The 17332-nt window shown below is 62.0% G+C and carries 22 protein-coding genes; 13 read left to right on the top strand and 9 right to left on the bottom strand.

The genetic code is table 11. The annotated features are described in order from the left end of the window. Nucleotides 1-384 precede the first annotated feature (384 nt). The 7 genes from ACS5Q0_RS23660 to ACS5Q0_RS23630 all read left to right on the top strand — a co-directional run bounded on the left by ACS5Q0_RS23660 (nt 385) and on the right by ACS5Q0_RS23630 (nt 5773). The gene (locus tag ACS5Q0_RS23660) at nt 385-2187 is read left to right on the top strand and encodes a family 1 glycosylhydrolase (RefSeq protein WP_473129110.1); all 1803 of its coding nucleotides are present in this window, start codon (nt 385-387) and stop codon (nt 2185-2187) included. Next, the gene (locus ACS5Q0_RS23655; RefSeq protein ID WP_473129109.1) at nt 2180-2728 is read left to right on the top strand and encodes a hypothetical protein; all 549 of its coding nucleotides are present in this window, start codon (nt 2180-2182) and stop codon (nt 2726-2728) included. The genes ACS5Q0_RS23660 and ACS5Q0_RS23655 overlap by 8 nt, the downstream gene beginning before the upstream one ends. A gap of 90 nt (nt 2729-2818) precedes the next feature. Then, nucleotides 2819-3259 (top strand): PAS domain-containing protein, encoded by a 441-nt coding sequence (locus ACS5Q0_RS23650; protein WP_473129108.1) that lies wholly within the window; start codon nt 2819-2821, stop codon nt 3257-3259. Between the two features lie 5 nt (nt 3260-3264). Further along, nucleotides 3265-3807 (top strand): DUF488 domain-containing protein, encoded by a 543-nt coding sequence (locus ACS5Q0_RS23645; RefSeq protein ID WP_473129107.1) that lies wholly within the window; start codon nt 3265-3267, stop codon nt 3805-3807. A 177-nt stretch (nt 3808-3984) separates the two neighbouring features. Then, nucleotides 3985-4803 (top strand): TIGR02587 family membrane protein, encoded by an 819-nt coding sequence (locus ACS5Q0_RS23640; protein WP_473129106.1) that lies wholly within the window; start codon nt 3985-3987, stop codon nt 4801-4803. 7 nt (nt 4804-4810) lie between these two features. Next, complete coding sequence (locus ACS5Q0_RS23635; RefSeq protein ID WP_473129105.1) at nt 4811-5233, top strand: hypothetical protein; 423 nt, start codon at nt 4811-4813, stop codon at nt 5231-5233. Nucleotides 5234-5635: 402 nt separating this feature from the next. After that, nucleotides 5636-5773, top strand: coding sequence for a hypothetical protein (locus ACS5Q0_RS23630; protein ID WP_473129104.1), 138 nt, complete (start codon nt 5636-5638; stop codon nt 5771-5773). A gap of 188 nt (nt 5774-5961) precedes the next feature. Here the strand turns inward: ACS5Q0_RS23630 and ACS5Q0_RS23625 are convergent, their stop codons facing one another. Then, entirely contained in the window at nt 5962-6138 is a 177-nt protein-coding gene (locus ACS5Q0_RS23625) for a CsbD family protein (protein ID WP_473129103.1), read from the bottom strand. Nucleotides 6139-6363: 225 nt separating this feature from the next. Here ACS5Q0_RS23625 and ACS5Q0_RS23620 point away from each other — a divergent pair, with 225 nt between their 5' ends. Next, the gene (locus ACS5Q0_RS23620) at nt 6364-6975 is read left to right on the top strand and encodes a hypothetical protein (RefSeq protein WP_473129102.1); all 612 of its coding nucleotides are present in this window, start codon (nt 6364-6366) and stop codon (nt 6973-6975) included. A 126-nt stretch (nt 6976-7101) separates the two neighbouring features. Continuing rightward, a complete protein-coding gene (locus ACS5Q0_RS23615) occupies nt 7102-7881 on the top strand; it encodes a DUF72 domain-containing protein (RefSeq protein ID WP_473129101.1) in 780 nt (259 codons plus the stop codon). A 343-nt stretch (nt 7882-8224) separates the two neighbouring features. On the opposite strand, the gene ACS5Q0_RS23610 is transcribed toward ACS5Q0_RS23615, so the two are convergent. The 5 genes from ACS5Q0_RS23610 to ACS5Q0_RS23590 all read right to left on the bottom strand — a co-directional run bounded on the left by ACS5Q0_RS23610 (nt 8225) and on the right by ACS5Q0_RS23590 (nt 11673). Then, entirely contained in the window at nt 8225-8956 is a 732-nt protein-coding gene (locus ACS5Q0_RS23610; protein ID WP_473129100.1) for an MBL fold metallo-hydrolase, read from the bottom strand. Between the two features lie 537 nt (nt 8957-9493). Then, a complete protein-coding gene (locus ACS5Q0_RS23605; protein ID WP_473129099.1) occupies nt 9494-9967 on the bottom strand; it encodes a VOC family protein in 474 nt (157 codons plus the stop codon). Between the two features lie 291 nt (nt 9968-10258). After that, on the bottom strand, nt 10259-10702 hold the full coding sequence (locus ACS5Q0_RS23600; protein ID WP_473129098.1) for a response regulator: 444 nt from the start codon (nt 10700-10702) through the stop codon (nt 10259-10261). 99 nt (nt 10703-10801) lie between these two features. Then, nucleotides 10802-11224: a response regulator gene (locus ACS5Q0_RS23595; RefSeq protein WP_473129097.1), complete on the bottom strand. Its 423-nt coding sequence runs from the start codon at nt 11222-11224 to the stop codon at nt 10802-10804. Between the two features lie 38 nt (nt 11225-11262). Next, the gene (locus ACS5Q0_RS23590) at nt 11263-11673 is read right to left on the bottom strand and encodes a response regulator (RefSeq protein WP_473129096.1); all 411 of its coding nucleotides are present in this window, start codon (nt 11671-11673) and stop codon (nt 11263-11265) included. A gap of 215 nt (nt 11674-11888) precedes the next feature. On the opposite strand from ACS5Q0_RS23590, the gene ACS5Q0_RS23585 reads away from it, so the two are divergent. Next, nucleotides 11889-12344 (top strand): response regulator, encoded by a 456-nt coding sequence (locus ACS5Q0_RS23585; protein WP_473129095.1) that lies wholly within the window; start codon nt 11889-11891, stop codon nt 12342-12344. A 68-nt stretch (nt 12345-12412) separates the two neighbouring features. Here ACS5Q0_RS23585 and ACS5Q0_RS23580 read toward each other — a convergent pair whose 3' ends face one another. Both ACS5Q0_RS23580 and ACS5Q0_RS23575 read right to left on the bottom strand, forming a co-directional pair. Further along, nucleotides 12413-12778: a DUF1236 domain-containing protein gene (locus ACS5Q0_RS23580; RefSeq protein WP_473129094.1), complete on the bottom strand. Its 366-nt coding sequence runs from the start codon at nt 12776-12778 to the stop codon at nt 12413-12415. A gap of 59 nt (nt 12779-12837) precedes the next feature. Beyond that, nucleotides 12838-13203 carry a hypothetical protein gene (locus ACS5Q0_RS23575; protein ID WP_473129093.1) on the bottom strand — a complete coding sequence of 122 codons (366 nt, stop codon included), beginning with the start codon at nt 13201-13203 and terminating at the stop codon, nt 12838-12840. A 296-nt stretch (nt 13204-13499) separates the two neighbouring features. Between ACS5Q0_RS23575 and ACS5Q0_RS23570 the strand changes: the two genes are divergently transcribed. After that, nucleotides 13500-13802 (top strand): hypothetical protein, encoded by a 303-nt coding sequence (locus ACS5Q0_RS23570; protein WP_473129092.1) that lies wholly within the window; start codon nt 13500-13502, stop codon nt 13800-13802. 164 nt (nt 13803-13966) lie between these two features. After that, entirely contained in the window at nt 13967-14545 is a 579-nt protein-coding gene (locus ACS5Q0_RS23565) for a L,D-transpeptidase (protein WP_473129091.1), read from the top strand. A gap of 824 nt (nt 14546-15369) precedes the next feature. On the opposite strand, the gene ACS5Q0_RS23560 is transcribed toward ACS5Q0_RS23565, so the two are convergent. Further along, nucleotides 15370-15687, bottom strand: a complete 318-nt coding sequence (locus ACS5Q0_RS23560; RefSeq protein WP_473129090.1) for a hypothetical protein — start codon at nt 15685-15687, stop codon at nt 15370-15372. A 661-nt stretch (nt 15688-16348) separates the two neighbouring features. Here ACS5Q0_RS23560 and ACS5Q0_RS23555 point away from each other — a divergent pair. Next, nucleotides 16349-17233 (top strand): transglycosylase domain-containing protein, encoded by an 885-nt coding sequence (locus tag ACS5Q0_RS23555; RefSeq protein ID WP_473129089.1) that lies wholly within the window; start codon nt 16349-16351, stop codon nt 17231-17233. Nucleotides 17234-17332 lie beyond the last annotated feature (99 nt).

Raw genomic sequence — 17332 nt, 5'->3', positions numbered from 1 at the left:
TCAAGTTTGCAACAGAACCTGAGGACTGCCGTCGCCACACTTGCCCTGTTTGCCGCCTTCAGTCCCCGGCCTTGGCCGCCGATCAGATCGAGAAGTCCCAGGCTTATGCGGTGCTTGGGCATATGCCGAAGGCAGACGAGCAGAGGGTGGACCATTGTCGGCTAACCCGGCAGGACACCCATTGGCAGCTCATCCGTGCCAATGGCAGGCAGGAACCGATCCCCGGTATCACGCTCCAGACCTTCCGATCCGTCGACGGGATTATCGTCACGGCATTGTCAGGCGCATGTAGAGAGACTGTCCCGGATAGTTGCGGGAACCTTCCTGATCCCTCCTCATCCAATGATCATCCCCAAGGTCCCACCGGGCACGGACGAGGACGCCATGATCCGCTCGGTTGCCTATTCGAAAGCCATTCTCGCCGGCATGGCGGGCGCCGTTGCCTGGGAGGTTGTCGCGCGGCTGCTGATCTGGGCCGGCGTGCCGTTCTTTGACCTCATCATGATGCTCGGGACCTTGGTCCTTCCCAACGCAGGCCCATGGGCATCCTGGTTGGCCGGGATGTCGATCCACCTGATCGTCGGCGCGATCTGGGCGGTCTTCTACGCCTATTTCTTTTGGTCCGTTCTGCCGCTGCGCCCAGCCGTGCAAGGCTTGGTGTTCGCCTTCGTGCCCATGCCGCTAGCGATCCTGATCATGCATCCTCAGTTCGATCTGATGCACCCTCTCGTCCAAAGCGGCCATTGGCCGTCTTCCGGCCTGTTCGGCTTGAGCGGGGGCGCGCACGAGCCACTCTCGATTGGGGTCGGCCACCTGATCTGGGGCAGCGTGCTGGGCCTGCTCTACACACGGCCCGTCGGCTATCCCGCCAACCGTTCCCTAAGTCCGGGCCGCCAGTCGGCCGGAGCTCATCCGCATCTCCGTTCGGCTCCCGGGCCCTCCGATCACCACTTCATGTTCGCTACTGGGATCGAATGCAGCTATCCCACGCTCGAGGGGGGACATTGGCGCATGGACCAGATGGCAGCCTGCGGCCACTACCGCCACTGGCGCACCGACCTTCGGCTCGTCCGGGAGCTCGGCCTTCGCTATCTGCGCTATGGCCCTCCCCTGCACCTGATCAACCGGGGCCCCGGCGAATATGACTGGGCCTTTCTTGATGAGGTCTCCGCCGAGATGGAGCGACTCGGCATCGCGCCGATCATGGATCTCTGCCATTTCGGCCTGCCCGACTGGCTGCAGAATTTCCAGAACCCGGAGGTGCCACAGGCGCTCGCGGATTATGCGAGGGCTTTCGCCCGGCGCTACCCACGGGTGCGGTTCTATACTCCCGTGAACGAGATGTATGTGTGCGCTAAGCTCAGCGCCCTGGAAGGATTGTGGAACGAGCAGTGCCGGGACGAGCATGCCTTCGTCACGGCCGTGCGTCACCTCGCCAAGGCCAGCGTGCTGATGATGCAGGCGATTGCCTCTGAGCGTTCCGATGCCGTCTTCATCAACAGCGAGAGCGGCGAGTTCTATCAGCCCTGCTGCCCTGATCCCGAGGTCCGCCGCATTGCGGCCTTCGAGAACGAGCGGCGCTTTCTGCCGCTGGATCTCCTGTATGCAAGGCCGGTCCATGAAGATACACGCGCCTATCTCCTCCGGCACGGCATGCCGCCCGAGGAGTACGCCTGGTTCATGCAGCAGAATGTACGCAGTCGGGCGATTTTGGGTGTCGATTACTACGAGTGGAACGAAAAGCTCATCGACAGCACCGGGCATGCGCAGACGCTAGGAGAGCTATTTGGCTGGTACGCCATTGCGGGCCAGTACTACCAGCGCTATCGGCGGCCGATGATGCACACCGAGACCAACCGAATGGATGCCCGAGATGGACCACGCTGGCTCTGGCGGCAATGGCACAACGTCCAGCTGATCCGACAGACCGGCGTGCCGATCGTGGGCTTCACCTGGTACTCGCTAACTGATCAGGTCGATTGGGACATCGCCCTGCGGGAGCCGCTCGGCAACGTGAATCCAGTCGGCTTGTTCGATCTCAACCGCGATCCGCGGATCGTCGGCTTAGCCTATCAGCATCTTGTACGCCTCTTCCAGGCAGACCTCGGCGCAGCCCCATCCATCGAGGCGGTGCTGGAAGACGCGTCGAAAATCGCAATGCAGGGGGCATGGAGGCACCATGCTTAGGATGCTTCAGGCCCATGGCCTTGATGCCGGTCCGACCCAACGGCCGCTTCTGGTAGGCGCCGTCGCGGGCGTGATCGCCACTGTCCCGGCCTTGGCGGTCCTGGCCGGGTTTCAGTCCCTCGACGCTCCGGCCCGGGCCACCGGCACGTCCGTGTTCGCGGCCAGTCTCACCTACACTGGCCTGATGCTCTTCGGCGGGATCCTCTACGGCTGGCTGTTCCAGCGCGCGGCCAACGACGTGCGGGGCGGCTGGCTCTTCGGAATGGCGTATGGCTTCATCCTCTGGATGCTAGGGCCGATTCCGCTGCTGCAATGGCTGCCGGACGAGCCCATCCTGCAGGGCTATCCCGCTGCGGGCCTGCTGCTGGCCCAGCTGCTCTGGGGCCTCGGGCTGGGATTGGCATTTCCACCAGTTCACCACTGTCTGCATGCAAGCCTGAAGAGCGAAGCCCATCCAGAATCTGGAGGCACGGGGCCGGAAGCAGCAGCCCAGGCACAGATGCTGCGGCCGCTTCCAAGGTCCAAGCGCTCATCTCTCTGAAAGGGCCGTGCCGATCAGGATTGGGATCCGGGGGAAGAGTGATATGTCCTAGAATACAACTTGGCCCGGGACGGTGAACAGGCGGTGCGAATGGAACTGGCTGGACTGGTTGGCGATGCGATTCTTTCTGCTGCCGCGGATGCAATCGTGGCAACGGACCGCGACGGGGTCATCCGGGTTTGGAACGCAGGCGCCGAGCGGATCTTCGGCCATCGCGCCGACGAGGCTTTGGGCCAATCGCTGGACCTGATCATCCCGGAGCGCCTGCGGGCACGTCACTGGGAGGGGTTTCACCGCGTCATGACAACCGGTGAGAGCCATTACGGCGAAGGCGACCTCCTCTCGGTACCTGGCCTCCGCAAGGACGGTCAGCGCATCTCGCTGGAGTTCACCATCGTGCCGCTCAAGGACGAGCGCGGACAGATGCAGGGTCTCGCCGCCGTCATGCGCGATGTGACCAGCCGCTTCGAGGAGATCAGAAGCCTGAGGAAAAAGCTGGCGGACGCAACCGCGTCCCCAAACACCCGCTGATCGGCATGGCAAATCCGTTCTACACGATCGGGCACTCGACCCGCACCATTCAGGAGTTCGTGGACCTGCTGCGCGAGGCCAATGTCCGTCTCGTGGTGGATGTGCGGACGGTCCCCCGCTCCCGTACCAATCCGCAGTTCAACCGCGACGCGCTGCCCGGAAGCCTCGGCGGCTATCAGATCGGATACCAGCATATCGCCGAGCTAGGCGGGCTGCGTGGCCGGCAGCGTCTGATCGAGCCGTCCCCGAATGATTATTGGGAGAGCGCCAGCTTTCGGAACTATGCCGACTATGCCCTGACGGACCGGTTCAGGGAGGGGCTCGAGCGCCTGATCGATCTCGGAGGCCAAAGCATCACCGCGATCATGTGCGCTGAGGCGGTGTGGTGGCGGTGCCACCGTCGGATCATCACTGATTACCTGCTCGCCTCCGGTCACTCTGTGTTTCACATCATGGGCCCGAGAAAAATAGAGCCCGCGTCGCTCACGCCCGGAGCCCGCCCTTCGCCCGACGGAATTCTCTATCCCGCCCCAGGCAAGTCAACCTGACATGCCTGGGCTGAACCGGCCTCGGCCGGTCATTTGCGCCCTGGTCTGCCCAGGCGGGAAGCCCGCGTCACGACCCGAATCCGGAACCCGGCCCCGCATGGCGGGTTCCCCTTTCAGTCAAGCTTGACCCGCCGTGGCAGGCGAACCTTGAAATTATAGGAAAGGAGCAGGGCCCGAGTGACAAGCGAACGTTATGCTATCGGTCTGGCGCGGGCCTTCGGCGGCTCGATCCTCTTTAGCCTCCCGCTGCTGATGACCATGGAGATGTGGTCGCTGGGCTTTGCCATGGGCCGTGGCCGACTGCTGCTGCTCATGACCTTCACACTCGTGGTCTTGGTCGGCCTCTCATACTTCTCGGGCTTCGAGAAGACCTTCAGCCTCAAAGAGGATGCGATGGACGCCTTCGCCGCCTTTGGGGTCGGCGTCATCACGTCCGCGGTGCTTCTCGTGGCACTTGCGGTGATCACCTTCGAGATGAGCGGGGGCGACATCGTCGGGCGGGTGGCCCTACAGAGCGTACCGGCGAGCTTCGGCGCCATGCTTGGGCGCAAGCAGCTCGGGGCGGAGCAGGACCTGAAGGCAGAGGAGGAGCGCAAGCAGGAGGCTGGCTATAGCGGCGAGCTCTTCCTCATGCTGGCCGGCGCCCTGTTCCTGGCCTTCAACATGGCCCCGACGGAGGAGATGATCCTGATCGCCTTCCAGATGAGCCCATGGCATGCCCTGGCGCTCGGCGTGCTCTCGATGCTTCTCCTGCATGTCTTCGTCTACAGCATTGGGTTCTCCGGCCAGGAGAGCAAGCCTGAGGGCGGGACCTTCCTGTCGAACTTCCTGCGCTTCACACTGGCCGGCTACGGCATTGCCCTGCTGGTGAGCCTTTATGTGCTCTGGAGCTTCGGGCGAACGGACGGTGTGGCCATGGCCGAGATCGCGAACATGCTGGTGGTGCTCGGCTTCCCAGCGTCGCTCGGCGCCGCGACGGCGCGACTGGTGGTGTGAGCCGGTGATGGACCAAGAATTCAAAGCAACCGGCATCCGCCCCGAAAAATTCCGGCCGCAAGTGCCGTGGCTGGAATGGGTGGCCTCCGGCATCGGTCTAATTTTGGTGCTCGGCCTTTTCGGTGTAATCGGGTGGCAGGCATTCAATGGCGCGTCCACGCATCCTGCAATCATCGTCGAGGTCGGAAGCGTTTCCCCCGTGGAGAGCGGCTTTCGGGTGCTGTTCAGGGCCCGGAATACTGCCGGAGAGGCTGCCGCACAGGTGGAAATCGAGGGCACAGTGTCCGGGGTGACCGCAGATGCGGAAACCAGCCGGGCGGTCCTCGACTATGTCCCCGGAAACTCGGAGCGGCACGGCGGGCTGTTCTTCACCCAAGACCCCCGTGCCGGCACCCTGGCGGTGCGGGCCACAGGCTTCGCCGATCCCTGATCAAGCCGCGAAGGCCTAGATCACGCCCGACCGGAGAAGATGATCAAGTGGGACTACGACACGCGTTAGATCCTAGCCTATAGGGCGGACCCGAAGGGCCTCGTGAGTGAAAATTGAACCCGGTTTTCGCTGACGCGGACCTCCGGTTCCACATGAACAACACGATGCTCTGGCGCTGCAGCCTCTTGCGCATTGAGAGACGCCACTTGCAATGGGCTTGCACGATCGGCACGTGTAGGCAATCCAGGAGGCCCCCTTTGACAACCAAAGGGTATCTGCCCTCGCCGCCGCGGGATTGCAGCAACATTGGCTGGCCCATGCGGGTCAAGGATGTCGCGTCGTATCCATTGGAACTTCTTGAGCGGTAAGAGGACCGCTATCACCTCCCAGGAGGATTCTGCCATGGTGCTCCGTGAACAATATGGCAATCGCGAAGCCAAGAAACCCAAGAAAGACAAAAGCAACACGAGAGTACAATCCAGCAAATGGGTTGTCAGCGAAGTGGTTGAGGCGAAAGCCAGTTCCAAGCATGAGGGCTGAACGGAGGTTCCGTACTGCGTTTCCTGCCACTCAAGAATTTGGATAAACCTGATGGGTAATCCGGAACCACGTCGGTGCTGCGTGAGTGAATTTCACAACGGGCGGTTCTTTCATCAGGGCCGCCCGTTTTCGTGCGCTCTGTCGAGCATTTCACCGAGTCTAAGTTTACCGCTTAGATGCTCGGGAGCTCACTTTTTAAGCGCGTCCTTGGCGCTTCCCAAGGCATTCTGGACCTTGCCTTTGGCTTGGTCCATCTTGCCCTCAGCTTGCAGTTTGGTATCGCCGGTCATGTCACCGGCAGCTTGCTTGATCTTGCCGCCTGTGCGGGTGGCTGCGCCTTTCACACGATCTTTATCCATTGGCATGGCTCCCTCCTGGGAGAACTGACGCTTGCTGGCGTCCACAGAACCAACTGTCTCAGGTCCGGCTCGTTCCTAACCTATTGCCGCACCTCACGATCCCGGCCTGAGTTACAGCTATGTTTTTCAACGATGTTAATCTTCTCCGGAACGGGGATGCCGGATCAGAGTTGGTCCCATGAAACGGAGCCGGATTCGTTCTTTACCGAGCCTCCATGACGGAGAGTCGCCATGGCCGATACACGCTCAGCCTCACCCCAGTCCAGCCCTCGTGAAGCGACAGGTCAGCCACAGCCTTGTCCTCCGGATTGCGATCTGCCCGAGAATTCGAAGGAGAACCTCGATGCACGACTGGATCATGCCATCGAGGAGACCTTCCCGACCAGTGATCCAATCTCGGTGACGGTCACCAAGGAGCCTGTCACGGAAGTCCCGCGCGAGCTAGGGACAGCCACCTCCAGCCCACCGAGCCGAGACCGGCAGGATAAAGCCGAGCAGGATACTGCCGAGCAGCTTCTGGATCAGGTGAGAGACACTTTGCAGGACGTAGCCCAGACGGCCTCTGGAAAGGCGCGTGAAGCTTATCGTGAGGGCCGGGACTATGTGCGGCAAGCCCGTGAACGCTACCCGCAGGCTGAGCAATATTACCAGGAGAGTCGCCGAGCCGTTGGCCAGCACACAGCCGAGAACCCGCTGATGTCCCTGCTGCTCGCCGCAGCTGCCGGGTATGTCTTAGCCTGGATGGTCCATGGTCAGTGGCGCGGACGCGACGACCATGTTCCGGAATATGGCCGAACCAGCCGGGGCTATGCTCCTCATCATGATGGAGAGCGCAGGGGATAGTCGCGAGGCGAGACGTCAAGATATCTGACCTCTTGCTGGCCGGGCCGGCCGCACCATGGCCGAGGCGGACGGAACGCCTGATCGGCACGCCGCGTTGGCATGGCGAGGCCATTCGAGCGAGGAGGCATGCAGGTCGCTCCTGACGCAGATTACCTGGCATCCCGAGCACCCGGCTCGGGCGAAATCCGGATCGGTACTGCCGCCTGGAGCATTCCGAAGGAGCATGCAGCACCCTTCCCGGTGGCAGGATCCCACCTGGAGCGTTACGGCGCCGTCTTCAACGCGGTGGAAATCAATTCGTCATTCTACCGCCCGCATCGAACGACCACTTACGAGCGCTGGGCGGCGTCGGTGCCGGAGACCTTCCACTTTGCCGTAAAGGTCCCGAAGGCGATCACCCACGAGCGCCGGCTAAGGGACGTCGGCGATCTGCTGGACCGGTTCCTGTCGGAAGCGGGAGGCCTTGGGCCCAAGCTCGGCCCGCTCCTGGTCCAGTTGCCGCCAAGCCTGAGCTTCCAGCCAGGAATCGCCGACAGTTTCCTGAGCGTCCTCAGGAGCCGGACCGAAGGTGGCATCGTCTGCGAGCCCCGCCACGCCTCCTGGTTCACGCCGGAGGTCGAAGCTCTGCTCGCCGAGTTGCGGATTGCCCGTGTGGCAGCGGACCCGGCGCCGGTTCCCGGAGCCGACGAGCCAGGCGGATGGCGTGGGCTGTCGTACTATCGCCTGCATGGCTCACCACGAATCTACCACTCCGCCTATAGTCCCGAGCACCTATCCGCCATCGCAGGGCTGCTCACGCGCGACGTTGCAGCAGGCATCGAGACCTGGTGCATCTTCGACAATACGGCAGCCTTCGCCGCCACCGGCAATGCGCTCACGACCAGACATATGGTGCAAGCCAGCTGAGCGGTGCCGCAGGATATACGGCCATAGCCGAAGGAAATTCAACAGCAGGACGTATAGCAAGTGCTGGTGGTGAATGACCGATCTTAATCAACCTAAGATATAGAGCGCTTTCCTATGAAGGTCCGCTTATGCTGCTGATGCGGAATTCTGTTAGGGTCCGCCCCGTGGCAGAAGGAGCCCTCCCAGGGTTTCGGTTCATGTCAACTTCGCGAAAGGCCGTTCAAGGAACATGGGTAAAGGAGGGTTGTTGCGAGGAAATCCTGCTCCATTTAACCTAGTCGTCAAAATCTGATGCTTGGCACTCGCTCCCGAGTCCAGCCACGGGTGGCTTGCAGTCGTTCAATTAGAATAGAACGACGCACCCGTCCTCCGCCTTCTCGGCACCCTCGGGTGTGCGACGGAGCATGTCCGGGCTCATGTGCGAGAGCAGGACGGACTTAGCAGCGATCTCCGGCAAGTGCTGTTGCAGCGTCGCCCAGTCGAGATGGAAGCGCACGGGGCGTTCGGCCGTATAGGCCTCCGCGATGAGAAGATCGGCCCCACGCGCGGCAGGGATCAGGGCATCCACCCACTCCGTATCGCCCGTGTAGCAGATCACCTTGTCCTCGCAGGTGAGTCGCAGGGCGAAGGATGGACTGCCGGATGGATGTTTTACCGGAAAGGCCCCTACCTCAATGCCGTTGACCTCGGTCGGCGTCTCCGGCTCGATCTCTACCAGGCGCACAGCGAACTTGCGTTCGACGTTGGACGACCCAGGAAACATGGCTTCCATCAGCGCCGGTAGGCGCTCGCGCACGCCCGGCGGTCCGGCGATGGTCAGGGGCGCGGTGCGACGGCTGACAAGCTGCGCATCAAGGATCAGGAACGGCAGGCCGCCGAAATGATCACCGTGCAGGTGGGTCAGAAACACCGTCTCGATGCCGTTCGGATCGACCCCGAAGCGGCGCATGGCGATCAGCGCGGAAGCCCCACAATCGATCAGGAAGCGGGTGGCTGCTCCCTCGAGGTAGAAGCACGTGTTGAACCGGCCGCCTGAGCCGAAAGCGTCACCGCAACCGAGAACACGAAGTTTCATCGCCATGCCTCGAAGTGGACGGACTTGTCCTAGCAACTCTCATTCTCGCTCTCTTGCTTGCGACCGCAATGGGTCAAACTAAGCCGTTTTGGCGCGGCTATGATGAGAACCGCTCTTCATCTCTGAGCTGCCTCCCCCTCTCTTCCTGGAGGACATGAGGTTCTGTGGGACGGCCAGTGCGAGGGCCCCTAGAAGGTTGCGGCAAGCCCAATCAGTGGCAGTACGATATCGCACGAGAGATATCGCTGCCACACAACTCCCTATGGTCTCATCCGGCGTCGGTCGGTCGCCTGATGTTGGAGACGGATGCTTCCTCTTCATTGGTGAGCGGCAAATGGGTCAGTAAACCCCTCTGTGATGAGCAAATTCGAATGTTTGGTCCTAAATGGGAAAGTCCGGAGCAGGTCCAAATTACACATATAGCCGGCCACCAAACGTCGGTTCATGGTCGCCGATATGGACTAAGCTCGTTAGTCCGGGCAGTGATCGGCGCGGACAACTGCTGGCAGTAAATTTGCCATGCTTCGCAATGGAGACTCAACCGCGCCGCGCTGCCTCGATCGCGGCGACGTCGATCTTCCCCATACCCATCATTGCCTCGAATGCACGTTTGGCTTCATCGCCGCCGGCCGCCAGCGCCTCGGTCAGGACGCGCGACGTGATCTGCCAGGACACTCCCCACTTGTCCTTGCACCAGCCGCACGCGCTCTCCTGGCCACTGTTGCCGACAATGGCATTCCAGTAGCGATCGGTCTCGGCCTGATCGTCGGTAGCGATCTGAAACGAGAAGGCTTCGTTATGCTTGAACGCGGAGCCGCCGTTGAGACCGAGACAGGCAACGCCCGCGACCGTGAACTCGACGGTCAAGACGTCGCCCTTCTTACCTGCCGGGAAGTCACTGGGCGCACGGTGCACGGCAAGCACCGCGCTGTCGGGAAAGGTCTCCGCGTAGAAGTGGGCGGCAGCCTCGGCGTCCTTATCATACCACAGGCAGATCGTGTTCTTTACCATCGCAAGTTCCTTTCGCTTCGAAGGACAGCACTTCGGCCATTCTCGGCTCAAGCTCTTCCGAAATGGTTAGCGAACTGCCTCGATCATCATGCTAGCGCGCCACATGGCTTTACCATCCCGGTCAGCCCTGGACCCCTATTCCAATAAGGGGAGTATCAGAATCCTTGAGTCAATCCGTGAGAGGATCCGCTCCCGGGGAGCGGCAGCCGAGCCTGATCAGAGACCATGCGGCAATCCCGGAGGGCAACTGAATTGTCATCGGCGGCGCATCCCTAGAATGGCGGTCTTGAATCATCTTGCTCGACCGGAGCCTGTTTGCTTCCAGAGCCACCCTTCAGCGGGATTGTGGCCACTCATCAAGGCCCGCAGGTGCTCGACGAGCGCATCAGGATGCACAGGTTTTGCGATGAACACGGCCGACGGCGGCATGTCCCCCCGGCCCGGGAAGGCCTTGCCTGACATGACCAGCACGGCGATTTCCGGCCAGCCCTGCGCCACGAGGCGTGCGAATTCAAACCCGTCGAGGGAGCCGGGCATGTCGACATCGGTCAACACGACACGCACGTCTTTTCGCCGCCTCAAGGTTTCAAACGCCTCGTCCGCATCCGCAGCTTCCAGCACCCAGAAGCCGGCCTCGCGCAATATGTCGACCTGGGTCAGCCGCACCAGCGGTTCATCCTCCACCAGGAGCACGACGGGTTGATCCAGGATCGGGGCGCGGGGCTTGACCTTCATGGGGCCCAACAACGGCGGTTGCTCGACCTCGGTTCCCGCTGGTCCTGCAAGGGGTTCGGAGTACTTTTCATCAGAGTTATGGGAGCCCGCGGTTCAACATCAAGGGCGCTTGGCCTTCGCCATGAGCTCTCTGATACGATCGACCACATCCTGCGGCGGATACGGTTTCTCCAATAACGGGCCCGCCTCGCAGAGTGTCGCCGCGATTTCGGCCGAACGCTGGACCCCTGAGGTGAGCACGACCTGCACGCCGGGCTTGTGGGCCCGGATCCAGCGGGCCAGTCCGAACCCGTCCATGTCGCCCCGCATCTGAACATCGCTGAACACGACATCGATCGACACCTCAGGGGACTGCAATACTGCAACCGCCTCGTCGGCATTCACCGCCTCATAAACCCTGTAGCCGCACTCTCGGAGGTAGTCGGCAATGACCAGCCGAACCAGAACATCATCCTCAACCACGAGGACGGTCTGAAGAGGGATTTCGGTGTGCGGTGTCAGGTTGGGCGATGCGGGGCTCATACAGAGCTAATCGTCACGCTTGGGCCTGAGTTCCATCCTCAAATTTTGGGTGCGTTCGGCCAGTTGAGGCACTCGCTGACCAGATCGATCAACTGCGAGATCAGGTAGGGCTTGCGGATGAACGGCCCGAAATCCTCGAGATCCGCATTGGAGGGGACGTCTCTGCCCGAGGTGAGGATCACCTGAGTCGGCATACCGCAGTCCTGTATATATCGGGCGGCGTCCAACCCATTGCGGGCGCCAGGCAGGTGAATATCGATGAACAGGAGATCGACATGCACGCTGTCGAGCACGGTAATGGCATCCGCCCCGGAACTCGCCTCCAGCACCTTGAAGCCATGGGCCCGCAGTTCATCGCTGACGAGGGCTCGTGCCATGACATCATTCTCGACGACCAGAATAGCGAGAGGCGTCCGGCGCGGAAAGGCCGTGACCGAGGCTGAACTCATTGGGACCTCTTACGCAACTTGTTGCCCGAATAACGGGATGCGGCCCCTTGGGTTCTCGCCAGAGGAGGGATATCACTGGAAGCGGCAGGTGGAGGGAGCCGGACCTGATCTGAATCCTATGCCGCCACCCTGTGCAAGCGGAACCGTGCGGCGGCGGGTGCGTTGAGTCGTGTTATTCTGCCATCGCTGCTCGCGTCTTTTGTCATGTTGTCTCTGTGACCAGTTCATTTTCCGGTGTTGTTCTGTTGGTTGAGGACGAGCCGCTGGTGCGGCTGGTTGCGTCCGACCTTCTCGTGGACGCGAACTTCCGCGTGATCGAAGCATCCAATGCCGAGGAAGCCCTGACGGTCCTGCGGGCCGGGGTCGAGGTGGATGTCCTGCTGTCGGACGTAGAGATGTCGCCGGGCCTCAACGGATATGAGCTCGCACGACACACGCATGAGCGCTGGCCAACAGTCGAGATCCTGATCACCTCGGGCCGTGCGTGGCCGCAGGACGGAGACTTGCCGCCAGGAGCTGCTTTCCTCGCCAAGCCCTGCCCGAGCGAAACCCTTGTCTCGTATGTGTATTCGGCCGCTGAGCGCGCTCAGGCCGCCAGAGCCGCACGCTCCGCTCCGGATGGGGCCGAGCAAAGCGAGGGAGCGATCGTGCCGTTCCCCAAGACCGGGTGAGCTCGTCAAATCGCCAAGAGAGTTTTCCGTTCCAATGAGACAGGCTGTCGGAGCACTCCGAGAGCCTTCTATTGGCGATTGATAAGCTGAATGACTTTTCGGCTTTCCGGCTCCACGATCGCAATCTCGTCGCCGGTAATCAGGTAATTGTAGGTCGTGACGGTCGGGACCGTCGTGGCGGCATCCTGAGGCAGTTCAAGCAGTTCCACCTCTGGCGGAATGGCCATGCCGATCCGGAGGGACTCGTTCAGATCGGCTTCCGGCAGGTCGGGGGAGGCCTTGACCTGGTTCAGGATCATCTTCTGCTTCTCAGCGGAGAGCGGGATCAGATCGCTTGTCTCAGTCGGTGTCCCTTGCGCCGGCTGGGACTGTGCGGGAGAGGCACCGCCGAGGGCTACCATTCCAACCAGGATCAGTGGCACTGTCGCTCTCATCGCAACCTCCTACGCTGATCGGGAGAACGACGAGCTTGAGACCTGGTTGCGTATGTTCCTCAGTCGCAGACCCTGATGCGCCGCTCGATGACCTCACCCCATGGGTTCATCCGGCGCTTGATGATCACGCGGCAATCTTCGCCTCTCCACCAGGGCTGGGCCGCAGCGGGATACTCGGACCGGTGCCATGCTGGCCTCGGTCGGCCATAGATCTGGTCTTCCTCGACGTAGCTCGGGCCGCGCTCGATTCGCTGCTCGCGAAAGCGCTCAGTGACGGCGGGCGGCGGGGCGTCATAGATCTCGCTGCGGTTGTCGGCTTCTACCCCTTCGTAAGGAGCAATCCCGTAATCAGCCGCCTGGGCTGAGGAGGTCGTCAGGCAAAGACCAGTCAGGCCTGCGATGAGAATTGCCGTGCGTGCTCGCATCACTCTCTCCTCGACGTGAGGCTCGAATCCGAGCCTGATGATGACGGCACAATAGCGGAGACGGTGTGACGCCAGCCCGAATGGCTCCTTCAGCTGGGATTCATGTGCGCGAGAGCCGGCCACCAAGCGGCCGTTCAGGTACGGGGCCTGGAAATTGAAACATGTCTGGATCCTGCAGGGGTCGGGAACTTTGCGGCAAGCTTGGCGTTATGTGGGCTCGACCTGAGGCATCAGGCTTCGAGCCACAACGAAGAGCGGCTGTTCCAGCCGCCCGCCAAGAACCTGCAAGGGCACTCATGCACGCATCTCCTCAAACCACCCGGCCCGAACCATCGCGAGCCTTCACCATCATCCTCGAGCGCCTTTACGCCATGGCGCGACAGACGGATGCCTCGTTGGGCAATCCCGCGGATCTGGAGGCATCCCTCACCGCTTTGCCGACGGAGAACCGCAGCCAAGTGATGCTGGTGCTCGAGAGCGTCGAGAGCCGGGCGCAGGCTCGGGCCGACGCGGAACTCGCCGAGGCGGCCCGGATGGTCCGGCATGCGGCCGGCCGGGTCTGGGCTTATGAGGGTTATGGCAGCATGCGCTGTGCGTAAGGCAGAGGATGCCGAGGCGAGAACTCGGACCGCCTGAAGGCGATTGGAGAGCCTTCTGAACGACGGCTCCCCCCTTATGATTGGACCGGCACAGGCCGCACCCAAGGATCTCAAGCTGGGCTTTCAGCGTTGAAGCTATGCCACGCTACACAAGGGAGGTCCGCATGTCCCGTCTCATGATCACACTCGCGGGACTGGCATGCAGCGCCCTGCTGGCCAGTTCCGCTCAAGCCCAATCGTCCGCTTCGCTCAGCGGCGGACCTGCCGGCTTCTTCGAGCGCCTGTTCGGCGGGCCGGTATCGCCGACAGTCCGTCAACTGGTCATCTGGCGCGGTTCGCATCGGCCTGGCACGATCGTCATCTCGACCAGCCAGCGCCGCCTCTATTACGTGCTCGGTCAAGGCCAGGCGATCCAGTATGGCATTGGAGTCGGGCGGCCTGGCTTCACCTGGACGGGCACCAAGACGGTCAGCATGAAACGGGAGTGGCCCGATTGGAGCCCTCCGGCCGCAATGTTGCGCCGCCGCCCTGATCTGCCGCGCTACATGAAAGGCGGCCTGGGCAACCCTCTCGGCGCCCGGGCTCTTTATCTTGGCTCGTCGATGTACCGCATCCATGGCTCGAATGAGCCGGAGACGATCGGCTATGCGGTCTCGTCCGGGTGCATCCGCATGACCAATGCCGATGTCGTTGATCTTTACAGCCGAACGCGGGTCGGCACCAAGGTCGTGGTCCTGCCCTGAGATGATCGAATGTGAACGGCTAAGGCTTGGAACTCGGTCGCGGTTTGATGCCTTAGCCAATGCAGCGGGATCACTCGAAATCGCCGAGATCGGGCTTATCGACATCGAAGAACCACAGCGAAGCGGGAATGGGCTTGAAGGGCATGGTCTGGAGTTTTCGTGAAATTGTGACGGTTGGCTTTTCGGATTGTCTCAGTTGCTCTGGCTGAAAATTTGTTACCCATGGTTCAACGCATCGTCGTTCGCGCGCGCGTCTCAAGTACTTTCCGACAACCAACAATGGCGCTCTCCCAAGCAGGGGGAGCGCCATGGTCGGACGATTTAGAACCCAACACCGATCGAAATACCGCTACCCCGATAGTAACCTGGTCCATAGTAGCCAGACGGCCGGCCGTAGTAGCCGTAGCGATAAGGACGGTGATAAACAGGGTAGCCGTACCGCACGACCCTTGCTGGTCGATAGTACCCGTAGCGGTAAGGGCGATGGTAGCGGACCACCCGAACCGGACGACGGTAGCCGTAGTGGCGATGATAGACGCGTCGATAGCCTGAATGGTGACGGTGCCTGTAATGGCGATAATGGGCGTAGTCTGTCTGGACCTGGTCCAGGACCGGCACCGATGCGGCAGGCGAGGCTTGCGCGATGCCGCCGATCCCGAGGGAGGCCACCGCGGCTATCAGTACATGTCGTAGGAGCATAGACTCCTCCTAGGATTGTCTTGATGGCTAAACGCACAAGGTGACTGACCCGTTCCTAGCCTGTGGGTGGCAGAATATGTCAGCCGTCCGTCGCATCCCACGGTGCTGTTCGGGACAGGCCCGGCCTAGTCGCAGACCCGGGCGGACCGCCGCACGGCCTCACCAGTATAGGCGTCATAGTAGCTCCGATAGACCGTCCGGCACGCCGCGCGGCGGTCGATGGTGCGGCGAGAGTACGCGCGATCATGCCAACGCTCCTCGCGCCAGCCGCCGCCTTGCCGCCTGCGCATCCACGGCGGCCCTCCCGCATGACTTGGCTTATGGTGGATCTCGATCAGGGGCGAGCCCGAATCTGACAGAAGGCCGCCGTCGAAGGAGGCGGCCGAGGCCGCGCCGCGCCACGAACACAGAGCACAGGCGATCAGGGCACCAGTTGCACGCATATTCTTGTCTCCATGGTAAGGCCGCTCCCTCCGAGAGCGCGATCCGGCCCGCGTCCCCGCCGTTGCTATGAACTGCGTGCCCGATGTCAACTAAGAGGTCCAAGGGATTCCTCACACCAAGCCGCTAGCAATCCGTCCGAGAAGCTTTCGCGGCTGGGGCGAGTTGCTCCGAGGCTCGATTCCGCATGCATCTGATCCTTCCCGGCGCTTGCTTTGGTTTGCCCATTGTCCCGGTCTGTGGCATTCCCGGGTTTGAGGGACGGCACGGGAACCTCGCTGGGCACTGGCGGGATGGAACAAGGTGACCCCCGGCGAAAGTTGACGATACTGCAACAGGAAACCAGGACGGGTGAAGATCACCGACACACGAACGGGCAGCGCAACGCCGGACAAGCCGGTGCGAGACATTCTAGAGCTGGGAAGCTCGGCACCCTCTCGTCAGGTGCCTCGAATTCACCGGATTATGGCCTCTGCCCGACAAGCCTCTACAAAGGCTCTCGCGAGAGCCAAGTCCTTCCTCCACGCCACCAGTGCGAAGGCGCATTCCGCTCCTCTTCGCGCGCTCCGGAAGGCTCGCGTTTGGTCGGCTCACGCAGCATCCGTTACAGTGCCGTGGCGGCGATCGGCGGCGCGCGCAGGTTGGCGGGCCGGGGCGGCCATCGTGGCCCTTCTCCGACGAATCCGGCTGCGGCACGTCCTCATCGTCACTGCCAGCGTCAGCACCCTGTTCTTACTCATCATTGGCTATAGCATCGCGACCCTGCCTCTCGAGGGCGGCCTGCAGGTCGATCCGACACCGAGCGCTCTGGTGATCCAGTCCGATAGCGGCGAAACGTTTGCCACCCGCGGCGTGTTCAAGGGCACCAAGCTCACAGCGGCCGACCTGCCGCCTCACTTGGCGCAAGCCATCGTTGCCATCGAGGATCGCCGCTTCTACCAGCACGGCGGCGTCGATCCCCGTGGCATTCTCCGGGCCGCCTGGCGCAACTGGCAGGCAGGTGGAACACGGGAGGGGGCCAGCACCATCACGCAGCAGCTCGTCCGCCTGATGTTCCTGTCGCCCGAGCAGACCCTGCGTCGCAAGGTCCAGGAGGCTATCCTGGCCCTCTGGCTCGAGCACCAACTCAGCAAGGAGGACATCCTCCTGCGCTATCTCAACACCGCCTATTTCGGCGCCGGTGCCTATGGCGTGGATGCCGCAGCCCAGCGCTATTTCGGCAAGCCGACCAAGGAGCTGTCTCTTGCCGAAGCCGCCATGCTGGCTGGCCTTGTCCGTGCTCCATCGCAGCTTGCCCCCACGCGCAATCTCGGCGGCGCCAAGGAACGGGCCGACACCGTTCTCCAGGCCATGGTCGAGACCGGCGCCATTACGGCCGACCAGGCCGAAGCGGCTCGCGCGGAGCCTGTGAACCTGCGGGCGCCGCCGGAGACCCCACCAGGAACCAACTACTTCGTCGATACCGTCGCCGCCGACGTGCGCCGATTGCTCGGCGGCGCTACTGGCGATCTGACCCTGCGCACCATGTCAAGCGAACCGAAGAATTGACCCCTCGGGCGAACTGAAGATTTGACCCCCTCTCATTGCTTTGTAGCGCCCTCGGTTTCGAGCGCCGATCCAGCCTTCTGCAGCAGACCGGATCTGCGC

Source organism: Microvirga sp. HS2 (assembly GCF_055792805.1).
This window is presented reverse-complemented; position numbering and strand designations above follow the sequence as displayed.